Below are 18,478 nucleotides of genomic sequence, written 5' to 3'. Positions count from 1 at the left end.
CGGCTGCAACCGGCTTGCTAGACTGCCCGGCCACCCGCACCGGACCGCACGATGACCCGAGGCAAGTCGGCAGCGCCCGCATCCGAGCCGCGCAGCGCGATCACGCGCCTGCTCAACACCGTCGAGTTCCTCGGCAATCTGTTGCCGCATCCGGTGACGCTGTTCGCATTGCTGGCGCTGTTGATCGTGCTGCTGTCGGGTGTGCTGGCCGCCTATGGCGTTTCGGTACCCGATCCTCGGCCCGAGGGCGCCTCCGGGCGCGCCGAGGACGGCATCATCCGCGTGATCAGCCTGCTCGATGCCGAGGGCCTGCGCCGGATCGTCATGGGCCTGGTGACCAACTTCACCTCCTTCGTGCCGCTGGGCACGGTGCTGGTGGCGATGCTCGGCGTCGGGATCGCCGAGCGATCGGGCCTGCTGACCGCCGCGATCAAGGCGCTGGTGCTCGGCGCGCCGAAGAACCTGGTGACCGTGGTGATCGTGTTCGCCGCGGTGCTGTCGAACACGGCCTCGGAGATGGGCTACGTGGTGGTGATTCCGCTGGCGGCGGCGATCTTCCATGCGCTCGGTCGCCATCCGCTCGCGGGCCTGGCGGCCGCGTTCGCCGGTGTGTCCGGCGGCTACAGCGCGAACCTGCTGATCGGCACCGTCGATCCGCTGCTCGCCGGCATCACCCAGGAAGCGGCGCGGTTGATCGACCCCACCTACGAGGTGCACGCGGCGGTCAACTGGTACTTCATGATCGCCAGCACGTTCGTGGTCACGTTCCTCGGCTGGTTCGTGACCACCTACATCGTCGAACCCAAGCTCGGCGCCTTCGATCCGAAGCAGCTCGATCCCGACGCCGAACCGGTGAACATGGATCCGCTGGCCGCCCGCGAGCGTCGCGCGCTGCTGTGGTCGGGCCTGGCGGCCTTTCTGGTCGCAGGCGTGATCGCCGCGCTCACGGTGCCTGCGAACGGCGCGCTGCGCCTGCCCGGCGTCGACGACACCCTGGGCAGCCTGCGCCCGTTTCTCACCGGCATCGTGGTGCTGGTGGCGGTGTTCTTCGCGGTGGCCGGCATCGTCTACGGCGCCCTGGCCGGGACGATCCGCAACGACCGTGACGTGATCGACGCGATGGCGAAATCGATGGCCACGCTGAGCCTGTACATCGTGCTGGTGTTCTTCGCCGCCCAGTTCGTCGCGTTCTTCAACTGGACCCAGCTCGGCCAGGTGATGGCGGTGCTGGGCTCGAACCTGCTGCAGTCGATCGGCCTGACCGGGCCGCTGGTGTTCCTGGCCTTCATCGCGCTGTGCGGGCTGATCAACCTGTCGCTGGGCTCGGCCTCGGCGCAGTGGGCGGTGACCGCGCCGATCTTCGTGCCGATGCTGATGCTGATCGGCTACAGCCCGGAGGTGATCCAGTCGGCCTACCGCATCGGCGATTCGGTGACCAACCTGATCACGCCAATGATGAGCTACTTCGGCCTGATCATGGCCTTCGCGGCGCGGTACCAGCGCAACCTCGGCGTCGGCACGCTGATCGCGATGATGCTGCCCTACTCGGTCGTGTTCTTCATCGGCTGGACCGCGGTGTTCTTCCTGTGGGTGTTCGGCCTGGGCCTGCCGGTCGGGCCCGGCGCGCCGACCTACTACACACCGGGTTAGCGCAGGCCGGGTGGATGCACGGCGGGTCCGCGACGGCCGGTCCTGCGTCGTGGCACGCTGGTGGCGCGCGGCCCGCAGGGCTGCCCCACCCGGAGACGATGCCCATGACCACCGCACGCGCCCGCCTGACCGCGCGCACCGCCGGCCCCGCCTACCGCGTCGATCTCGACGACGGCGCCGGCCACACCTGGTACGCCGACGAGCCGACGGCGCTCGGCGGCGGCGACACCGCGCCGACGCCCGATCACCTGCTGCTCTCGGCGCTGGGCGCGTGCACCGCGATCACGTTGCGCATGTACGCGGCGCGCAAGCAGTGGCCGCTGGAATCGGTGGCGGTCGAGCTCGCCCTCGATCCCGATGGCACGCCCGCCGCCGGCACCGATATCACCCGCACGATCCACCTGGGCGGCCCGCTCGATGCCGGGCAGCGCACACGCCTGCTGCAGATCGCCAACGCCTGCCCGATCCACCGCCTGCTGACCGGCGAGGTGCGCGTCGCGAGCAGGCTGGCCGACTGACCGGGGCACACGGGCGAAGCGCAGCCCCACAACGGAACAGGGCCGGGAAATCCCGGCCCTGTCGTGCTTCATCGCTGGCGTGGGATCACCAGATCCGCACGCGGTCTTCCGGCGCGATCCACAGCGCATCCTGCTCGGTCACGCCGAACGCGTCGTACCAGGCATCGATGTTGCGCAGCGGCGCGAACGCACGGATGTGGCCCGGCGAATGCGTGCCGTTGACCAGCTGCTGACGCAGCGCATCGTCACGCCACAGCGTGCGCCACACCTGCGCCCAGCCCATGAACAGGCGCTGCTCGCCGCTGTAGCCGTCGATCTCCGGCGCGGGCCGGCCACCCAGCGAGCGGCGGTAGGCCTCGAGTGCGATGGTGAGGCCACCGAGATCGCCGATGTTCTCGCCCATCGCGACCCGGCCGTTGATGTGCATGCCCGGCAGCTGCGGGAACTCGTAGGCCTCGTACTGCGCGCCGAGCTTGGCCGCCTGGGCTTCGAACTTGGCCGCGTCCTCGGCTGTCCACCAGTCGCGCAGCACGCCCTGGCCGTCGGACTTGCGGCCCTGGTCGTCGAAGCCGTGGATGATCTCGTGGCCGATCACGCCGCCGATCGCGCCGTAGTTCACCGCCGGATCCGCCTCGGGATCGAAGAACGGGGGCTGCAGGATCGCCGCCGGGAACACGATCTCGTTCTTGACCGAGTTGTAGTAGGCGTTGACCGTCTGCGGGGTCATCCCCCATTCCGCCTTGTCCACCTGCTGCCCGATCCGCGCGCGGCGGAAATCCCACTCGAACGCCATCGAACGTTCGGCGTTGCCGAACACGTCGCCGGCGCGCACCTCGAGGCCCGAGTAGTCGCGCCACTCGTCGGGATGACCGATCTTCAGGCCGAAATTCTCGAGCTTGGCGCGCGCTTCCTTCTTGGTCTCGGGCCCCATCCAGTCGAGCTGGTCGAGACGCGCGCCCATCGCCACCTTCACGTTGGCGACCAGTTCGTCCATCTTGGCCTTGGCGTCGGCCGGGAAATACAGCTCGACGTAGTCGCGGCCGATCGCCTCGCCCATCGCGTTCTCGGCGAACGACACGCCGCGCTTCCAGCGCTCGCGCTGTTCCGGCTGACCGGACAGGAACTTGTTGCGGAACTCGAAGTTCGCGTCCTCGAACGCCTTCGACAGCAACGGCGCGGCGTTGTCGGTGGTGTGGAAGGCCTGCCAGGCCTGCAGGGTGGCGACGTCGGTGTCGGCGAAGATCTGCGCCATCTTCGGGATCGCCGTGTTCTGGCGGACGACGGCGCGCGGCGCGGCGGTCACGCCGGCGGCCTCGAAGAACGTCGCCCACGGGAAGCCCGGCGCGGTGGTCTCGAACGCGGCCAGCTCGACCGGGTTGTAGGTCTTGTCGCGGTCGCGGCTTTCGGCGCGGGTCCAGTGCGCCTCGGCGATCTTCGTCTCCAGCGCGAGGATGGCTTCGGCGTTGCCCTGCGGGTTGTCCCAGCCGGCGAGTTCGAGCATCTGCGCGATGTAGGCCTGGTAACGCTCGCGCTGCGGCGCGAAGTTCTCGCGCAGGTACATCTCGCGATCACCGAGGCCCAGACCCGACTGGCTCATGTACAGCGTGTAGCGATCGGGATCGCGCTGGTCGTCGGAGACGCCGACGCCGAAGAAGCTGCGGCCGAAACCGCCGTGGCTCTCGCCCATCAGGCGCGCGAGGGCCTCGTGGTCGCCGGCGGCGCGGATCGCCGCGAGCTTGGGCGCGAGCGGCTGCGCGCCGGCGGCCTCGATCGCGGCCTGGTCCATGAAGCCCGCATACAGCGTGGCGACCTTGGCGCGGTCGGCATGCGCGGCGTCGTCCGTTCGGTAGCTCTCGACGAGCTGGCGCAGACGCGCTTCGGACAGATCGCGCAGGATCAGGAACGCGCCGTAGCTGGACTTGTCCGACGGAATCTCGGTGGTGTCGGCCCAGGTGCCGCTGACGTAGCGGAAGAAGTCGTCACCCGGGCGGACACGGGTGTCCATGCCGGCGGTGTCGATGCCCCAGGTGCCCATGCGCTGGGCGGCGACCGGCGCGTCGGCGCTGCCACCCGAAGGCGTGCCGGCCTGGAACAGCGTCTGCAGCTGGCACAGATCGTCGAGACAGGCGTGGTCATGGTCGTGGGCGGCAACGGACGAGGCCGCCATCGTCAGCGCGACGGCCGTGGCCGCGGACAGCAGGGTCTTCTTCAAGGTCGATCTCCGGAATGGCGTGTCGGGCCGGCATCGCGGCAGTTGCATGCGAAACCGGTCGCCCCAGCATACCGGTCCCGGCGCCCCGGTCGGCCGAACCGTGCCCCAACCAATGGCACTCGCGCCGCCGGCGGCGCCCTGCGAACACCGTGGTCCGAGCGCGCGTCAGGCGCCGGTCCGCCCTCTGCCGGGCTGCCGTCGTCACGGACGGCGCGGACCACGCGGGTCGCGGCCGGATCGGGCCTCAGTCGCGCGCGTGCACGCGGACGTGCTGGGTCAAGGTATGGCGCTGGCCAGGCGCCAGGCGCACGACGTCGCGACCGGCGTTCGCGGCCTCCAGGCACAGAAAACCGCGCCAGGCGCCGGCGTTCATGTCGCCGCTGCGTTCGGCCGACGCCTCGCCCGGATTCCAGACCACGAGCGAGCGGCTGCCCGAGGTCGTGAGTTCGATGCGCCGGTCGAGCCCGGGATCGTCCAGCCGGTAGCGCCCGCCGGCGTCGACGTAAATGTAGTCGCTGCGGCCCGGATCGCGGTCGTCGTCCAGCACCCAGGCGCCGCGCTGCGTGTGGACGGCGTAGCCGTCGTTCTTGTCCAGAAAATCCAGACCGTCGAGCCCCTCGACCCGGACACCCGCGACATCGGAGACGCGGAAGTAGGTGTGCAGCGCCTGGGTGAACGCGACCGGCGCGTCCCCGGTGTTGCGCGTCACCAGGCTCTGCTCAAGCGTCGTGCCGATGCGCAGATGCATCCGCAGTTCGAGACCGAGACCGGCAAACGTCGGCGGCGCCAGCGTCAGCGCGACGCCGCCGTCGACATCGCGCGTCGCCTCGAGCAGCTGCCAGCGCACGGTGCGCACGAAGCCGTGCGAAGGCACGTCGTCCGTCTGCCCCTGGCGACCGAAGTACGGCCAGATCACCGGCACGCCGCCGCGGATCGCGGCCGGCACATCCGCCAGCCGCGGCGACAACCACAGCACGTCCTCGCCGCCGGCCGGCACGTACGACAGCAGATGCCCGCCATGCAGCGCGATCGCCGCGCGTGCCTGCGCGGTCTCGACCAGCACGGCCGGATAGCCGGCGAAGGTGCCGATCCGCACGCCGTCCACGTCTGGCACGGCCGGTGCTGGCGCCGGCGTCGCGGCGGCGGCGACCGCGTCCGCGTAACGCTCGGGCGCGGTGAAACGGGTTTCGGTGATGTCGGCGAATCGGGTCATGGCGGCAGTCCTGGGCGGCGTTTCGTTCCCCCTGCCTGCAACGCACCCGACGAGCGCGGCGATCAGGCACGGCAGCAGCAGGCGGACGGTGACGGGCATGGCACGGCTCGTGGGAAACCGGCGCAGGGTAACGCACGGCGCGCGGCCGGCATCGCGGATCCGGCAACACGGTGTGCCGGAACCGGTGTCCGGCGCGGCGTCCGCGCGACCTGAGCTGCAGGTCCGGTCCCGTCGAGCCATCGCCATGCCACTGCGCCCGTGCTGTTGCCGAGTCTGCTGCTGTCCGCCGCGCTGCCGGCCTTCGCCGACGACACCGCGCCGACCATCACCGTGCTCTACGACGCCTTCGGCGACGACCCGGCGCTGGAGAAGGACTGGGGCTTCGCGGCGCTGATCGAGGTCGACGGCCGGCGCATCCTGTTCGACACCGGCGATGACGCGGAGACGTTTCGCCGCAGCGCCGCGACGGCAGGCGAAAATCTGGCCGATCTCGGCATGGTGGTGATGTCCCATCGCCATGCCGACCACATGGCGGGCGTGTCGGTGGTCCTCGAAGCCAACCCGGACGTCGCGATCCATGCGCCGCAGGACGGCTTCGGCATCGACGGCTCGTCGCTGCCGTCGAGCTTCTACCGCGAGGACGACACCCTGCCCGCACACATGCGCTACTTCGACGGCGCCCCGCCGGAGACGCTGCAGTTCGGCAGCGCCTGGTCCGGCGCGAAACTGCGGCCGATTGCGCAGACCACCGAACCCGCGCCGGGCGTCTGGGTGATCGCGACCGTGTCCGACGTGCCGGGCACGCGCGAACTGCGCGAACTGTCGCTGGCGGTGCGCACACCGAGGGCCTTCTGCTCGTCGTCGGCTGCTCGCATCCGGGTCTGCCGGTGATCGTCGCGGAAGCGGCGAAGCTCGATTCGGACATCCATCTCGTGATCGGCGGCTTCCACTATGTCGATGCCGACGATGCGGCGATCGCCGGGGTCGTCGATGCGCTGGAACCCTACGCCATCGACTTCATCGCACCGGGCCACTGCACCGGCGAGGCGACCTTCGCAGCCCTGCAGCGCGCCTATGGCGATCTCTAACGCCGGGCTCGACGCGACGCGGGTACTCGACAGCGCCGCGGGCCCGGACCGTCCGCGCGGCGCCGCAGCTGCATTCGACGCGGCGCAACGCACGGCCTACCGCGCGCTCGCCCTGCGCGGCGACCACGCACACGACCACCGCGCCGCGCGCTGATTCACTCGCCGGACGCCCACGGCGCCTGCGCCAGCCTGCGGGCGAGATGGTCGACCAGCGCCTGCACGCGCGCGGGGCGGCTGCGGCCCGGCGGCATGACCACGTGCACCGCGATCTCCGGCGGCTGCCAGCCCGGCATGGCGACTTCGAGCGCGCCGCGCCGCAGTTCGCGCCAGACCAGAAACTCCGGTTGCAGCGCCAACCCCTGCCCGGCCAGCAGCGCCGGCGTCAGCGCTTCGGCGTTGTTCGCGCGCAGCACCGAGGGCACGCCGACCGAGTAGTCGCCATGGCGCGCGTGGTGGAAACGCCACGCGGCCCCCGAGCGCGCATAGGCGTAGGTCAGGCCGCGATGGCCGGCCAGGTCGCGCGGGTGTTTCGGGCGCCCCGCGCGCTCGAAGTACGCGGGTGCGCCCACCAGCAGAATGCGCACGCCGCACAGCCGGCGCGCGATCAGGCTGGAATCGTCCAGCGTGCCGATGCGCAGGGCCAGATCGAAGCCGCCGCCCACGATGTCGACCGTCTCGTCGCTCAGCACCAGCTCCAGCGTCACGTCGGGAAACTTCGCCATGAAGGCCGGCAGCAGCGGCGCGACATGGGCGACGCCGAACGACATCGGCGCCGCCACGCGGACGTGCCCGCGCGGACTGAGCGCCTGCGCGGTGACCGCCGCCTCGACCGCCTCGCCCTCGGCCAGCAGCCGGGCGGCACGCTCGACCGCGGCCTCGCCGGCAGCGGTGAGCGTCATCCGGCGCGACGTGCGGTGCAGCAACGGCGTACCGATCCGCTTTTCCAGACGCGCGATCGCCTTCGACACCGTGGGCTGGGTGATGCCCAGCGCCTCGGCCGCGGCCGCGAACGAGCCCAGCTCGGCCACGCGCGAGAAGATGGCCCAGGCTTCGAGATCAGGAAGCTGCATGGCGTCGTAAACGGAATGGATGGTGTTCCATTCTTTCCGTTCCTTGCGTGCCGGGCAAGGCGTAACGTGGCGCCATTCCCGAACTCCTGGATACCGTCATGATCGAACGTCGTCCTTTCGACACCCTCGGCGCCGCGAACCACGGCTGGCTCGACGCCCACCACCATTTCTCGTTCGCGAGCTACCACGATCCCGCGCGCATGGGCTGGGGCGCGCTGCGCGTCTGGAACGACGACGTGATCGCACCGCGCACGGGGTTCCCCCCGCATCCACATTCGGACATGGAGATCATCACCTACGTCCGCGAAGGTGCGATCAGCCACAAGGACAACCTCGGCAACGCCGGCCGCACCGGCGCGGGCGACGTGCAGGTGATGAGCGCCGGCACCGGCATCCAGCACGCGGAATACAACATGGAAGGCGAGCAGACCCGGATCTTCCAGATCTGGATCATTCCCGACGCGCGCGGCGGTGCACCGACCTGGGGCACGAAGCCGTTCCCGAAGGATGCGCGCAGCGGCGGGTTCGTCGCACTGGCCAGCGGCCTCGATGGCGACGACGACGCCCTGCCGATCCGGGCTTCGGCCCGCGTGCTCGGCGCCAGCCTGAAAGCCGGGGACACGGCCGAATACGCGTTCGCTCCCGGCCGCCTGGGCTATCTGGTGCCGGCCTCGGGCGCCGTGGAGATCAACGGCACCCGGATCGACGCCCGCGATGGCGCCGCGATCCGCGAAGAGGCCACGATCCGCGTGATGGCGCTCGACGACGCGGAGCTGGTGCTGGTCGACACCGCGCCGTAGCGCGCGGATTCTGCGATTCCGGTGCATGCGACACGCCGCCGATGCTGCAACCGCAGCATCGGCGGTTTCTGTATGGGCGACGTTTCACGTGGTCTGAACGGGGTTCCGTGACCGCCTGCCCCGAACGCGACATCCGGCAGAGGGCGCTTTTGACAGCGTTGTCAGCCTGCGGCAGCGTCGATGGCGGTCCAGGTCAGGGGGTGGACCACCACCATCACGCAAGGAGCTCACATGGACCGGTCATCCCTCATCGCCCTTCCGATCGCCGCATGCGTCGGCCTCGCCGCACTCGCGCTGCCCGCCGCCGCGCAGGCCCAGACGCCGGTCTGGGAAGAGAACTTCGACGGCACGTCGATCAACGGCAATACCTGGACCTTCGACGTCGGCACCGGCTGCCAGATCGGCATTTGCGGCTGGGGCAACAGCGAATTGCAGTACTACACCAGCCGCCCGGAGAACGCGCGCGTGGAGAACGGCAATCTCGTCATCGAAGCGCGTCGCGAGAACTTCGAAGGCAGCCCCTTCACCTCGGCGCGGCTGAAGACCGAGGGCCGTGTGCACTTCAAGTACGGCACGCTGGAGGCGCGCATCCGCACGCCGGAGGTCGGCAACGGCCTGTGGCCGGCGTACTGGATGCTCGGTGCGATCGGCGTCTGGCCCGACCGCGGCGAGATCGACATCATGGAAATCGGCCACGTCGACGGCATCGCCGCGGGCATGGCGAACCGGCGTGTCGGCGGCGCGGTGCACTGGAACTATGGCGGCGGCCATGCCAGCCACGGCGACTTCATGGATTTCCCGGCCGACCTGCACGACGACTACCGCATCTACCGCATGACCTGGGATCCGCAGTTCATCCGGGTCAGCATCGACGGGCAGCAATACTTCGAGATGGCGATCTCCGACATCGAAGGCGCATCGCTGCACGAGTTCCACCAGCCGCATTTCCTGCTGCTCAACCTCGCGGTCGGCGGCACCTACACCGGCATCTTCGACGCCGGCGGCATCACCGCACCGCTCCCGGGCCGGATGCTGGTCGACTGGATCCGGCTCTACCAGGACCACCCCGACAGCGAACTGCACATCGGCGGCGACAGTGCGGTGCCCGCCGGCCGGTTCGGTGTCTATTCCGAACAGGCCGGCCTCGCCGGCGCGCTGGACTTTGGCCGCGACGCGGACCTGTTCCTCTGGAACAACCTCGCGCCGATCGCCGCCGCGCCGTTCGAGGGCAACGAGACGATGGCGTTCCGCGCACGCGCGAGCGAGTGGTTCGGGCTCGGCATCATCACCGACTACCGCAACATGAGCGCCTATGCCGGCGGTTCGCTGAAATTCCATATGCGGACCACCACGGCGTCGACGTTCAAGATCGGCATCAACACGTCCTTCGGCGACAGCTGGGTGGATTTCGTCGCCGGTGGCCAGAACTACGGTCTGGTCCGCGACGGCCAGTGGCACGCGGTCACGATTCCCTTCAGCGCCTTCTACGACCTCGACCTGCATGCGGTGAAACAGATGTTCATGGTCGTCGCCGACCCGCCGGCGCAGGACGTCGAGCTGTTCATCGACAACGTCTACTACCAGAGCCCGTGAGCACGTCGGCCGGGCGCGGTGCGCCGCGCCCGGCTCAGAACACCGACAGGCCGGTCATGCGCGTGAAGCGGTGCAAGGCGTACGCACCGAGCTGCGAATTGCCCTTCTCGTCCAGCGCGGGCGACCAGACGCACAGCGTCAGCACATGCGGCACCACCGCGACGATGCCACCGCCGACCCCGCTCTTGGCCGGCAGACCGACGTGGAATGCGAACTCCCCGGCAGCGTCGTAGGTGCCGCAGGTCATCATCACCGCATTGGTCCGGCGGGCGCGCTCGATACTGGTCACCTGCTCGCCCGACGACGGGCACCGGCCGCGGTCGGCGAGGAACTGCAGGCTGCGCGCGAGGTCGATGCAGTTCATCTTCAGCGCGCACTGGAAGTAATAGAAATCCAGCACCGCCTGCACGTCGTTCTCGATATTGCCGAAGCTGCGGATGAAGTTGGCCAGCGCCACGTTGCGATAGCCACTCTTGCGCTCCGATTCCCAGATCTCGTCGTCGCGGCCGATGTCCGGATTGCCCGCGCGTTCGCGCATGAAACGCAGGAACGCCGCTTCCGGGTCGTCGTAGTGCGACAGGATCACATCGGCGACCACGATGGCACCCGCGTTGATGAAGGGATTCCGCGGAAGGCCGCTCTCGTGCTCGAGCTGGATCAGCGAGTTGAAGGGATCACCCGACGGCTCCCGGCCCACGCGCTTCCACAGGTCGTCGCCGGCCTTGTCCAGTGCCAGCGTCAACGTGTGCACCTTGGAAATGCTCTGGATCGAAAACGGCGCGTGCGCCTCGCCCACCGTGTAGACGTCACCGTCGAGCGTGACGACCGCCATGCCGAAGGTGTCGCGCGGGACCGAGGCGAGCGCGGGAATGTAGTCGGCGACCTTGCCGGTCTGCGTGTCGAAGCGCTCGCGGATCTCGGCGTGGATCGTCGACAGGATGTCCTGCAGATCGTGACGGCTGATGTCGTGGGGATTCTGCGGGGGATTGCGCATGGACGTTCGCACCGGAAGCGGGTCGCGAGTGTGCGCGCGCCCGTGTCAATGCGCGGTGCGCACGCCGGCACGCCTGCTTGACGCGTGCCCGTCCACACTGCGGCTTCTTTCTTCAGCGAGCGAGGCCGACATGGGCATGCTGGTCGACGGCGTGTGGCGGGACGACGACAAGGCACTGGTGGACGACGAGGGCCGCCTGCAACGGCCGTCCTCGGTGTTCCGCAACTGGGTCACCGCCGACGGCGCCCCCGGTCCCAGCGGTGACGGCGGCTTTGCCGCAGAGCCGGGGCGCTATCACCTCTACATCGCGCGCGCCTGCCCCTGGGCGCATCGTGCCGCGATCTTCCGCGAGCTCAAGGGCCTGCAGGACATGGTCGGCCTGTCGGTCACCCACTGGCTGATGGCCGAGGACGGCTGGACCTTCACCGACGGCCCCGGCGTGATCCCCGACAGCGTCGAAGGCGCGGACACGGTCTGGCAGCTGTACGTGAAGTCCGATCCCCGTTACACCGGCCGCGTGACCGTGCCGGTGCTGTGGGATACGCACACCTCGCGCGTGGTCAGCAACGAATCGGCCGACATCATCCGCATGTTCAACAGCGCGTTCGACGCGGTGGGCGCCACGCCGGGCGATTTCTATCCCGAGGCGCTGCGCGGCGAGATCGACGCCGTCAACGACCGCGTCTACGACGGCCTCAACAATGGCGTGTACAAGGCCGGCTTCGCCAAGCGCCAGGCGGCCTACGACGAGGCCGTGGCGGGCGTGTTCGACACCCTCGACTGGCTGGAAGCACGTTTGTCGGCGCACGAATACCTCGTCGGCGACACGCTGACCGAAGCGGACTGGCGACTGTTCACGACGCTGCTGCGCTTCGATGCCGTCTACCACGGGCACTTCAAGTGCAACCGACGCCGCATCGTCGACTATCCCGCGCTCTGGGCCTACACGCGCCGGCTGTATGCCCATCCCGCGGTCGCGCCGACGGTCGACATGGACCACATCAAGCGCCACTACTACCAGAGCCACCGCCACATCAATCCCACCGGCATCGTACCGGCGGGGCCCGCGCTCGATTTCAGCCTCGACGACGACGCGCCGAGCGGCGCGCGTTGAGTGCGGCTCAGGGGCCGCTGGGCGCCCCGTCGACGCGAGGCACTTCGTAGAACTCGAGCGGCAGACCGTCGGGATCGGCGAAGAACGTGAAGCGCCGATCGGTATAGGGGTCGACGCGGATCGCCTCGACCTCGACGCCGGCCGCCATCAGGTGTCGGCGCCAGGCCTCGACGTCATCGACCGCGAAGGCGAGATGCCGCAGCCCCCGGGCCTCCGGCCGCGTGGGCCGTGGCGGCGCGCCGGGAAACGAGAACAGCTCGAGCCGGCCGCCGTCGGGCAGTGCGAGGTCGAGCTTCCACGAGTCACGCGCCTCACGATAATGCTCGGCCACGACCGCGAGCCCGAGCACGTCGGTGTAGAACGCCTTCGAGGCCGCGTAGTCGCCGCAGATCACCGCGACGTGGTGGATGCCGCGCAGCATGGCGTCAGGCCGACGCCAGCGCGAAGTCGATCGCCGCGCGCACGGCCGCCACCTGGGCCGCGTCGCACTCGGCCGGCGTGGTGCGCGGGCTGTCGGGATACACCTCGGTCGTGGTGACGAAGGGCGCATCGCTCACGCCCGCGCACAGGCCGAGCCGGCGCACCGGATATTCGATCAGCCCCGGCGCGGCCAGCGGCGTACCGATCAGGGTGCCGTCGGCGTCGGCGGGCGCGATGTGGGTGACCGCTGCGACCGCATCGAGCACCGCCTGCTGGAATCCGGGCTGGGGCCGCTCCGAGTCGCCGACGAGATAGAAGCCGTCGGGAATCGTGCCCGGCACGAAGACCTGGCCGTCGCGCGCCGCGAGCGCCGGGCGGAACTCGCTCTCGTCGCTGTCGGTGGTCTCGTGCAGATCGACGTGCACGCGGATGCGTGCGCGCAGCGGGGCCACCAGCGCCATCAGCGCCGCGGATTCCTCGGCGGGGCTGGCATCCCGGAACGCGCGGTTGGGATCGACCGCGTTCCGGTTCCAGCGCTGGATGCGTTCGTACGCCCAGGGGCTCACGCACGGCGCCACCAGCAGCTGGATGCGCCCGGCGTAATCCTCGGCGTGCTGCTCGGCGAACGCCAGGGCGCCCTGCACGCCGCTGGTCTCATAGCCGTGCACGCCGCCGGTGACCAGCGCGACCGGCAGCGCAGCGTCCGCGTCCCGGCTGCGCAGCGCCAGCAGCGGAAACGCCTCGCCGTCGTAGACCAGCTCGCCGTACTGCACGACGTCCCAGCGCGCACGCAGCCGCTCGATGCGCGGCACCACGTCGTCGGCGTAGCGGCGGTGGCGCACGAGGCGGCTGCGCCACTGCGCGCGCTCGGCATCGCCCCAGGGCTGGCCTGGCGTGCCCAGGCCGGCAAACGCGGTGGATGCAGTCATGCGGGCACTCCTCGACTCGGGCCGGGCACTGTACACGCGGCTCCGTGCCGGCCGCGAGCGCACCGTGCGTGCGCACCACCCGCTTACGTCCGGCCGTCGCCCCCGTCACCCGGTGCGGTCGCGGTCGCGTGCCAGGCCTGCAGCAATGCGGCCTCGCGCTCGCGCGACATGCCCGCACGCAGCGTGTGGCGACGTTCGTCGGGACGCGCGTGATGCCATGCCAGCAGATCGTTCACCGTCGTCGCCAGCGGGCGGAAGCGCAGGCCGGCGGCGATCGCGCGTCGGTTGTCGACCTGGCCGAATCCGGCGAAGCGGTGATCGCCGGGAAACCAGATGGGCAGGTCCGCGCCGAACGCGACGCCCTGCGCGGCCAGGAAGGACGCGGGCACATGGGTGAAGCGGATCGGGCCGCCCATCACCGCGTGCAGGCCGTGTACGAAGGCGTCGGTGCCGAGGCGATAGTCGGGGCCGGTGGCATTGAAGACACCCGGCGTGCGGGTTTCGGCCAGATGCACGATCCATTCGCCGAGATCGCGGCCGTCGACGAACTGCACCGGCTCACGGCCATCGCCGGGCACCAGCATCTCGCCACCGGCGGCCACGCGCAGCGGCCACCAGGTGAAGCGATCGGTCTCGTCGCGCGGTCCGACGATGAAGCCCGGCCGCACGATCGTGACGCGGTCGCCGAACTGGCGCCGCGATTCCGCCTCGCTCGCGGCTTTTAGCGGCCCGAACAGCGCCGCCATGTCGGCCGCCAGCGACGCCTGGGTTTCCGCCAGCGGATCGGCCCCCGCATAGCGCGCGAGCGCCGCGTCTTCGGTGATGCCCGGCGGCCGGCCGTCGGCATACACGGAAATCGAGGAGATGAAGTTGTAGTGCCCGATCTGTCCGCGCAGCACCTGGCCCGCGTCGCGCACCCAGGCCGGCAACGTCGTGGGGTTGTCGATGCAGACATCCCATTCGCGTCCCTGCAGCGCCTGCAGGTCGCCGGTGTCGCGGTCGCCCTGAAGCTGTTCCACGCGGCCGCCCCATTCGAGCGCCGGCCGTCGGCCGCGATTGAACACCGTGACCCGATGCCCGCGGGCCAGCGCATGGGCCACCTGGAACGGGCCGGTGAAGCCGGTGCCGCCGAGGATCAGGATGCGCAACGGCCGGTCGGCGGCTGCCACGGGCGCCGGCGCCACCGCGGACGACAGGTCCGGCAGGGCGCTGGCAGCAGCAGCGAGCGCAGCGGATTTCAGGACGGCACGGCGGCTCGGCATGGGATGCTCCCAGACGGTGCGTCACCCCAGCGGCGACGCTGTCGACGCAGTCTGCCGAAGCCCTGCGTCCGCTTCCCCTGCCGGAAGTCGGGATGCCGGACGGCGGCCGGACCTCGGACCGGCCGCCGCCGTCAGGCGAGATGCGTGCGGAACCACGCGACCGTGCGCGACCACGCCAGCTCGGCGGCCTCGGCGTCGTAGCGCGGCGTGGAATCGTTGTGGAAGCCGTGGTGGGTGCCCGGATAGAGGTGGGCCTCATAGCGCGTGCCCGCGGCCTTCAGGGCCGCTTCGTAGGCCGGCCAGCCTTCGTTGATCCGCGGATCGTGTTGCGCCAGATGCACCAGCAGCGGCGCGCGGATCCGCGGCACGTCGTCCGGGCTCGCCTGACGCCCGTAGAACGGCACGGCCGCCGCGAGTTCCGGGTAGGCCACTGCCGCCGCGTGCGACACCCCGCCGCCGTAGCAGAAGCCGGTGATGCCGACCTTGTCGGTCACACGCGGATCGGCGAGCAGGAACTCGATCGCGGCGAAGAAGTCGTTCATCAGCTTTTCCGGATCGACCGTCTGCTGGAGCTCGCGGCCCCTCTCGTCATTGCCCGGATAGCCACCCACCGATGACAGCCCGTCCGGCGCCAGCGCGGCGAACCCGGCCTTGGCCACGCGCCGCGCCACGTCCTCGATGTACGGATTGAGGCCCCGGTTCTCGTGCACCACGACGACGCCCGCCACCGGACCGTCGACCTTCGCCGGGCGCACGAGATAGCCACGCACCTCGCCGTGTCCGCCGGGCGAGGGATAGCGGATGTACTCGGCGACGATGTCCGGATCGGTGAACGCGATCTGCTGGGCCAACGCGTAGTTCGGGCTCAGCGTCGCCAGCAGCGTGGCCGCGGTGAGGCCGCCGACGGCGAAGCGCGCCGCGCGATCGAGAAATTCCCGGCGTCCGATCCGGCCGTGGACGTAGAAGTCGTAGAGTTCCAGCAGGTCGGGATGGAAATCACGTGCGGTCAGACGGGACATCGGGGGCCTCCGGCGCTGGCGAGTCATCGGAGTGTACGGCGACGCATCGCACGCCGGCTGGAGGCACAATGCGGCGCATGGATCCCGTGCCCGGACTCGATCTCAGCATTCCGCCGTTCGATCTGCTCGACGACGCCGGCCGCGAGCGGCTGCAGGCGCGCGTCGACATCGGCTTCCATCCGGCCGGCACCACGCTGATCGAGGCCGGCCGGGCGTCGGCGCACGCCCATGTGATCCTCAAGGGCCTGGTGCACGCCTACCAGCGCGACGACAGCGGCGCCGACCGCCGCTTCGCCGATTACGGCCCCGGCGACGTGTTCGGCGCCTGGGCGGTCATGGCCGGACGCGCGCGGCTGAGCTACCGCACCGATTCCGACGTGCTGAGTTTCCTGATTCCGGCCGAGACCTTCCGCGGGCTGATCGCGGACTACCCGCGCTTCGCCGCCTACTTCAACGAGGGTCTGGCGGTGAAGGGCCGGCTGGCGGGCGACACGCGCGAGCGCCGCGAAGCCGCCGAGCTGATGGTCACCCAGGTCGGCGAGGCGCAGCTGGCGCCGGCCGAGTGCGCGGGGTCGACGACCACCATCGCCGAGGCCGCGGCCCATCTGCACCGCACGCGCGTCGACTGCCTGCTGGTCGAGGATCCCGATCATGCGGAACCGGGCATCGTCACCCGCACCGATCTGCTGGAAGCGTTGACGCTGCGCGGGCTTCCGCTCGATGCCCCGGTGGGGGCGCTCGCGAGCCGGCCGCTGGTCTGCATCGGCACCAGCGAGGTGCTGTTCCAGGCCTTGATCAGCATGACCGAGCGCCACATCGACCGCGTGGTGGTACGCGATCGCGACGGCGCGATCCGCGGCACGCTCGGCATCGCCGAGGTGCTGTCGCATTTCGCCAGCCATTCGCATCTGATCAGCCTGCGTCTGGCGCGCGCGCGCTCGATGGACGAGATCGCGGCCGCCGCGTCCGGCATGACCGGGCTGGTGCGCAGCCTGGCCGCGCACGGCGCGCGCATGCCCTACCTCATGGAGCTGGTGAGCGCGCTCAACAGCCGGGTCATGGCGCGTCTGTTCGATCTGGTGGTGCCGGCCGAGCATCGCGACCGCATCTGCCTGCTGGTGATGGGCAGCGAGGGCCGGCGCGAGCAGCTGCTCAAGACCGACCAGGACAACGCCCTGGTCATCGCCGACGATCTGGACTGGGATGGCCTGCCCGAGGCCATGGCGCGTTTCAGCGAGGCCCTGGACCGCGTCGGCTATCCGCCCTGCCCCGGTGGCGTGATGGTCGACAATCCGCACTGGCGCATGACCGCGCGCGACTGGCAGGCGCGCATCGACCACTGGCGTCAGCGCCACGGCGGCGAGGCGGCGCTGGATCTGTCGATCGCCCTCGACGCCCGCCCCGTGGCCGGCAACGCGGCCTTGTTCGCACCGGTCAAGGACAGCCTGATGGCCCTCGGCGGCGACGAGATCCTGCTGCATCACCTGGCCCGTGCCACGCTGGCCTTCGATCCACCGCTGACGTTCTTCGGCCGGATGCGCACCGCGGCCGACGGCACCGACCTCAAGAAAGGCGGCATTTTTCCCGTCGTCCACGGCCTGCGCTGTCTGGCGCTGCGCCACGGCATCGCCGCGACCGGCAGCCTGGAGCGCTGCGATGCGCTCGCCGCGCGCGGCGCGCTGTCGCCGGCACTGGGCCGCGATCTGCCGCAGGCCCTGAACGTGTTCCAGCGCATGCGCCTCGATGCACAGCTCGCCGCGCTCGACGCCGGCGCGGCGCCCGACAACCGCATCGACACCGCACACCTGCGCCGTCTCGACCGCGAACTGCTGCGCGACGCGCTGCACGTGGTCAAGGACTTCCGCGACCACGTGCGGCGCGCCTTCCATCTGGCCGACTGACGTGGACCGGCTGCGCCGCTGGTGGCTGCGCCGGCAGCATGGCGACGGCGAATGGGCCGGCCTGCTGCAGGCGCCGCCGGCCGACACCTGGGTGAGCCTGGATCTCGAGACCACCGGTCTGGATCCGCAGCGCGACCACATCCTCAGCCTCGCCGCGGTGCCGGTGCACGGCGGCGCGGTCCGTGTGTCGGAGCGCTTCGAGTGCCGCATCCGTCCGGATCGCGCCTTCGGCATCGATTCCATCCGCCACCATCACATCACCCCGGACGAAGCCGCCGACGGGCTGTCGGTCACGCCGGCGGTGCGCGCGTTCCTGCACTGGCTCGGCAGCCGTCCGCTGCTCGGCTACCACCTCGCGTTCGACATCGCGATGCTGGCGCCGCACGTGCGCGCGCTCACCGGGTTCAACCTGCCGCAGCCGAGGGTGGATCTGGCCGAGCAGTACGCCACGCGGGCGCGACGCGCGCGGCCCGACGTGCCGCCGAATCTCGAACTCCCACGCATCGCCGACGCACTGGGCGTGCCGGTGCTCGGCCGGCACAGCGCGCTCGGGGACGCCACCACCGTCGCCCTGTGCTGGCTGGCGCTGCGTTCGGGCCGGACCGCGTCCACGGACTGAGGCGCGCGCGCTCACCGGCCGAACCGGCACCGCGCGCTAGGCTCGTGCCACTGCGCCGGGGCCTGCGCCCGGCATT

General features: G+C 70.4%; 17 protein-coding genes and 1 pseudogene. 10 read left to right on the top strand and 8 right to left on the bottom strand.

Annotation, left to right across the window (positions count from 1 at the left end; all coding sequences use genetic code 11):
* The first annotated feature begins 51 nt into the window (after positions 1 to 51).
* Both PQS31_RS10235 and PQS31_RS10230 read left to right on the top strand, forming a co-directional pair.
* Positions 52 to 1,650, top strand: a complete 1,599-nt coding sequence (locus tag PQS31_RS10235; protein ID WP_272762625.1) for an AbgT family transporter — start codon at positions 52 to 54, stop codon at positions 1,648 to 1,650.
* Positions 1,651 to 1,754: 104 nt separating this feature from the next.
* The gene (locus PQS31_RS10230; RefSeq protein WP_272762624.1) at positions 1,755 to 2,168 is read left to right on the top strand and encodes an OsmC family protein; all 414 of its coding nucleotides are present in this window, start codon (positions 1,755 to 1,757) and stop codon (positions 2,166 to 2,168) included.
* 85 nt (positions 2,169 to 2,253) lie between these two features.
* Here PQS31_RS10230 and PQS31_RS10225 read toward each other — a convergent pair whose 3' ends face one another.
* Together PQS31_RS10225 and PQS31_RS10220 are read right to left on the bottom strand one after the other, a co-directional pair.
* Positions 2,254 to 4,380, bottom strand: a complete 2,127-nt coding sequence (locus PQS31_RS10225) for a M13-type metalloendopeptidase (protein ID WP_272762623.1) — start codon at positions 4,378 to 4,380, stop codon at positions 2,254 to 2,256.
* A gap of 244 nt (positions 4,381 to 4,624) precedes the next feature.
* A pseudogene (locus PQS31_RS10220) lies at positions 4,625 to 5,479 on the bottom strand (D-hexose-6-phosphate mutarotase); the annotation flags it as partial.
* Between the two features lie 372 nt (positions 5,480 to 5,851).
* Between PQS31_RS10220 and PQS31_RS10215 the strand changes: the two are divergent.
* From PQS31_RS10215 to PQS31_RS10205, 3 genes are read left to right on the top strand one after another with little or no spacing between them, the layout of a single operon-like run.
* The gene (locus PQS31_RS10215) at positions 5,852 to 6,484 is read left to right on the top strand and encodes an MBL fold metallo-hydrolase (protein ID WP_272762621.1); all 633 of its coding nucleotides are present in this window, start codon (positions 5,852 to 5,854) and stop codon (positions 6,482 to 6,484) included.
* Positions 6,481 to 6,681 carry a hypothetical protein gene (locus PQS31_RS10210; RefSeq protein ID WP_272762620.1) on the top strand — a complete coding sequence of 67 codons (201 nt, stop codon included), beginning with the start codon at positions 6,481 to 6,483 and terminating at the stop codon, positions 6,679 to 6,681. The genes PQS31_RS10215 and PQS31_RS10210 overlap by 4 nt, the downstream gene beginning before the upstream one ends.
* Positions 6,668 to 6,835, top strand: a complete 168-nt coding sequence (locus tag PQS31_RS10205; protein WP_272762619.1) for a hypothetical protein — start codon at positions 6,668 to 6,670, stop codon at positions 6,833 to 6,835. The genes PQS31_RS10210 and PQS31_RS10205 overlap by 14 nt, the downstream gene beginning before the upstream one ends.
* Position 6,836: 1 nt before the next feature.
* On the opposite strand, the gene PQS31_RS10200 is transcribed toward PQS31_RS10205, so the two are convergent.
* Positions 6,837 to 7,751 carry a LysR family transcriptional regulator gene (locus PQS31_RS10200; RefSeq protein ID WP_272762618.1) on the bottom strand — a complete coding sequence of 305 codons (915 nt, stop codon included), beginning with the start codon at positions 7,749 to 7,751 and terminating at the stop codon, positions 6,837 to 6,839.
* A 98-nt stretch (positions 7,752 to 7,849) separates the two neighbouring features.
* On the opposite strand from PQS31_RS10200, the gene PQS31_RS10195 reads away from it, so the two are divergent.
* Positions 7,850 to 8,551, top strand: coding sequence for a pirin family protein (locus PQS31_RS10195; protein WP_272762617.1), 702 nt, complete (start codon positions 7,850 to 7,852; stop codon positions 8,549 to 8,551).
* Between the two features lie 231 nt (positions 8,552 to 8,782).
* Positions 8,783 to 10,144: a glycoside hydrolase family 16 protein gene (locus PQS31_RS10190; protein WP_272762616.1), complete on the top strand. Its 1,362-nt coding sequence runs from the start codon at positions 8,783 to 8,785 to the stop codon at positions 10,142 to 10,144.
* A gap of 34 nt (positions 10,145 to 10,178) precedes the next feature.
* On the opposite strand, the gene PQS31_RS10185 is transcribed toward PQS31_RS10190, so the two are convergent.
* Positions 10,179 to 11,138, bottom strand: coding sequence for a glutaminase (locus PQS31_RS10185; RefSeq protein ID WP_272762615.1), 960 nt, complete (start codon positions 11,136 to 11,138; stop codon positions 10,179 to 10,181).
* A gap of 130 nt (positions 11,139 to 11,268) precedes the next feature.
* Between PQS31_RS10185 and PQS31_RS10180 the strand changes: the two genes are divergently transcribed.
* Positions 11,269 to 12,252, top strand: coding sequence for a glutathione S-transferase family protein (locus PQS31_RS10180; RefSeq protein ID WP_272762614.1), 984 nt, complete (start codon positions 11,269 to 11,271; stop codon positions 12,250 to 12,252).
* A 7-nt stretch (positions 12,253 to 12,259) separates the two neighbouring features.
* On the opposite strand, the gene PQS31_RS10175 is transcribed toward PQS31_RS10180, so the two are convergent.
* The 4 genes from PQS31_RS10175 to yghX all read right to left on the bottom strand — a co-directional run bounded on the left by PQS31_RS10175 (position 12,260) and on the right by yghX (position 15,882).
* Complete coding sequence (locus PQS31_RS10175; RefSeq protein ID WP_272762613.1) at positions 12,260 to 12,673, bottom strand: VOC family protein; 414 nt, start codon at positions 12,671 to 12,673, stop codon at positions 12,260 to 12,262.
* Between the two features lie 4 nt (positions 12,674 to 12,677).
* Positions 12,678 to 13,601, bottom strand: a complete 924-nt coding sequence (locus tag PQS31_RS10170; protein WP_272762612.1) for a M14 family metallocarboxypeptidase — start codon at positions 13,599 to 13,601, stop codon at positions 12,678 to 12,680.
* An 83-nt stretch (positions 13,602 to 13,684) separates the two neighbouring features.
* Complete coding sequence (locus PQS31_RS10165; RefSeq protein WP_272762611.1) at positions 13,685 to 14,863, bottom strand: NAD-dependent epimerase/dehydratase family protein; 1,179 nt, start codon at positions 14,861 to 14,863, stop codon at positions 13,685 to 13,687.
* A gap of 131 nt (positions 14,864 to 14,994) precedes the next feature.
* Positions 14,995 to 15,882 carry a YghX family hydrolase gene (gene yghX, locus PQS31_RS10160; RefSeq protein WP_272762609.1) on the bottom strand — a complete coding sequence of 296 codons (888 nt, stop codon included), beginning with the start codon at positions 15,880 to 15,882 and terminating at the stop codon, positions 14,995 to 14,997.
* Positions 15,883 to 15,959: 77 nt separating this feature from the next.
* Here yghX and PQS31_RS10155 point away from each other — a divergent pair, with 77 nt between their 5' ends.
* Both PQS31_RS10155 and PQS31_RS10150 read left to right on the top strand, forming a co-directional pair.
* Positions 15,960 to 17,783 carry a putative nucleotidyltransferase substrate binding domain-containing protein gene (locus PQS31_RS10155; protein WP_272762608.1) on the top strand — a complete coding sequence of 608 codons (1,824 nt, stop codon included), beginning with the start codon at positions 15,960 to 15,962 and terminating at the stop codon, positions 17,781 to 17,783.
* Between the two features lies 1 nt (position 17,784).
* The gene (locus tag PQS31_RS10150; protein WP_272762607.1) at positions 17,785 to 18,402 is read left to right on the top strand and encodes a 3'-5' exonuclease; all 618 of its coding nucleotides are present in this window, start codon (positions 17,785 to 17,787) and stop codon (positions 18,400 to 18,402) included.
* Positions 18,403 to 18,478: the final 76 nt, after the last annotated feature.

Source organism: Luteimonas sp. BLCC-B24, assembly GCF_028550595.1.
GTDB lineage: Bacteria > Pseudomonadota > Gammaproteobacteria > Xanthomonadales > Xanthomonadaceae > Luteimonas.
This window is presented reverse-complemented; position numbering and strand designations above follow the sequence as displayed.

Excerpts from the sequence above, each read along its gene's own strand:
- PQS31_RS10235 (WP_272762625.1), top strand. The coding sequence starts at position 52 with ATGACCCGAGGCAAGTCGGCAGCGCCCGCATCCGAGCCGCGCAGCGCG.
- PQS31_RS10230 (WP_272762624.1), top strand. The coding sequence starts at position 1,755 with ATGACCACCGCACGCGCCCGCCTGACCGCGCGCACCGCCGGCCCCGCC.
- PQS31_RS10205 (WP_272762619.1), top strand. The coding sequence starts at position 6,668 with ATGGCGATCTCTAACGCCGGGCTCGACGCGACGCGGGTACTCGACAGC.
- PQS31_RS10200 (WP_272762618.1), bottom strand. The coding sequence starts at position 7,751 with ATGCAGCTTCCTGATCTCGAAGCCTGGGCCATCTTCTCGCGCGTGGCC.
- PQS31_RS10195 (WP_272762617.1), top strand. The coding sequence starts at position 7,850 with ATGATCGAACGTCGTCCTTTCGACACCCTCGGCGCCGCGAACCACGGC.
- PQS31_RS10190 (WP_272762616.1), top strand. The coding sequence starts at position 8,783 with ATGGACCGGTCATCCCTCATCGCCCTTCCGATCGCCGCATGCGTCGGC.
- PQS31_RS10185 (WP_272762615.1), bottom strand. The coding sequence starts at position 11,138 with ATGCGCAATCCCCCGCAGAATCCCCACGACATCAGCCGTCACGATCTG.
- PQS31_RS10180 (WP_272762614.1), top strand. The coding sequence starts at position 11,269 with ATGGGCATGCTGGTCGACGGCGTGTGGCGGGACGACGACAAGGCACTG.
- PQS31_RS10175 (WP_272762613.1), bottom strand. The coding sequence starts at position 12,673 with ATGCTGCGCGGCATCCACCACGTCGCGGTGATCTGCGGCGACTACGCG.
- PQS31_RS10170 (WP_272762612.1), bottom strand. The coding sequence starts at position 13,601 with ATGACTGCATCCACCGCGTTTGCCGGCCTGGGCACGCCAGGCCAGCCC.
- PQS31_RS10165 (WP_272762611.1), bottom strand. The coding sequence starts at position 14,863 with ATGCCGAGCCGCCGTGCCGTCCTGAAATCCGCTGCGCTCGCTGCTGCT.
- yghX (WP_272762609.1), bottom strand. The coding sequence starts at position 15,882 with ATGTCCCGTCTGACCGCACGTGATTTCCATCCCGACCTGCTGGAACTC.
- PQS31_RS10155 (WP_272762608.1), top strand. The coding sequence starts at position 15,960 with ATGGATCCCGTGCCCGGACTCGATCTCAGCATTCCGCCGTTCGATCTG.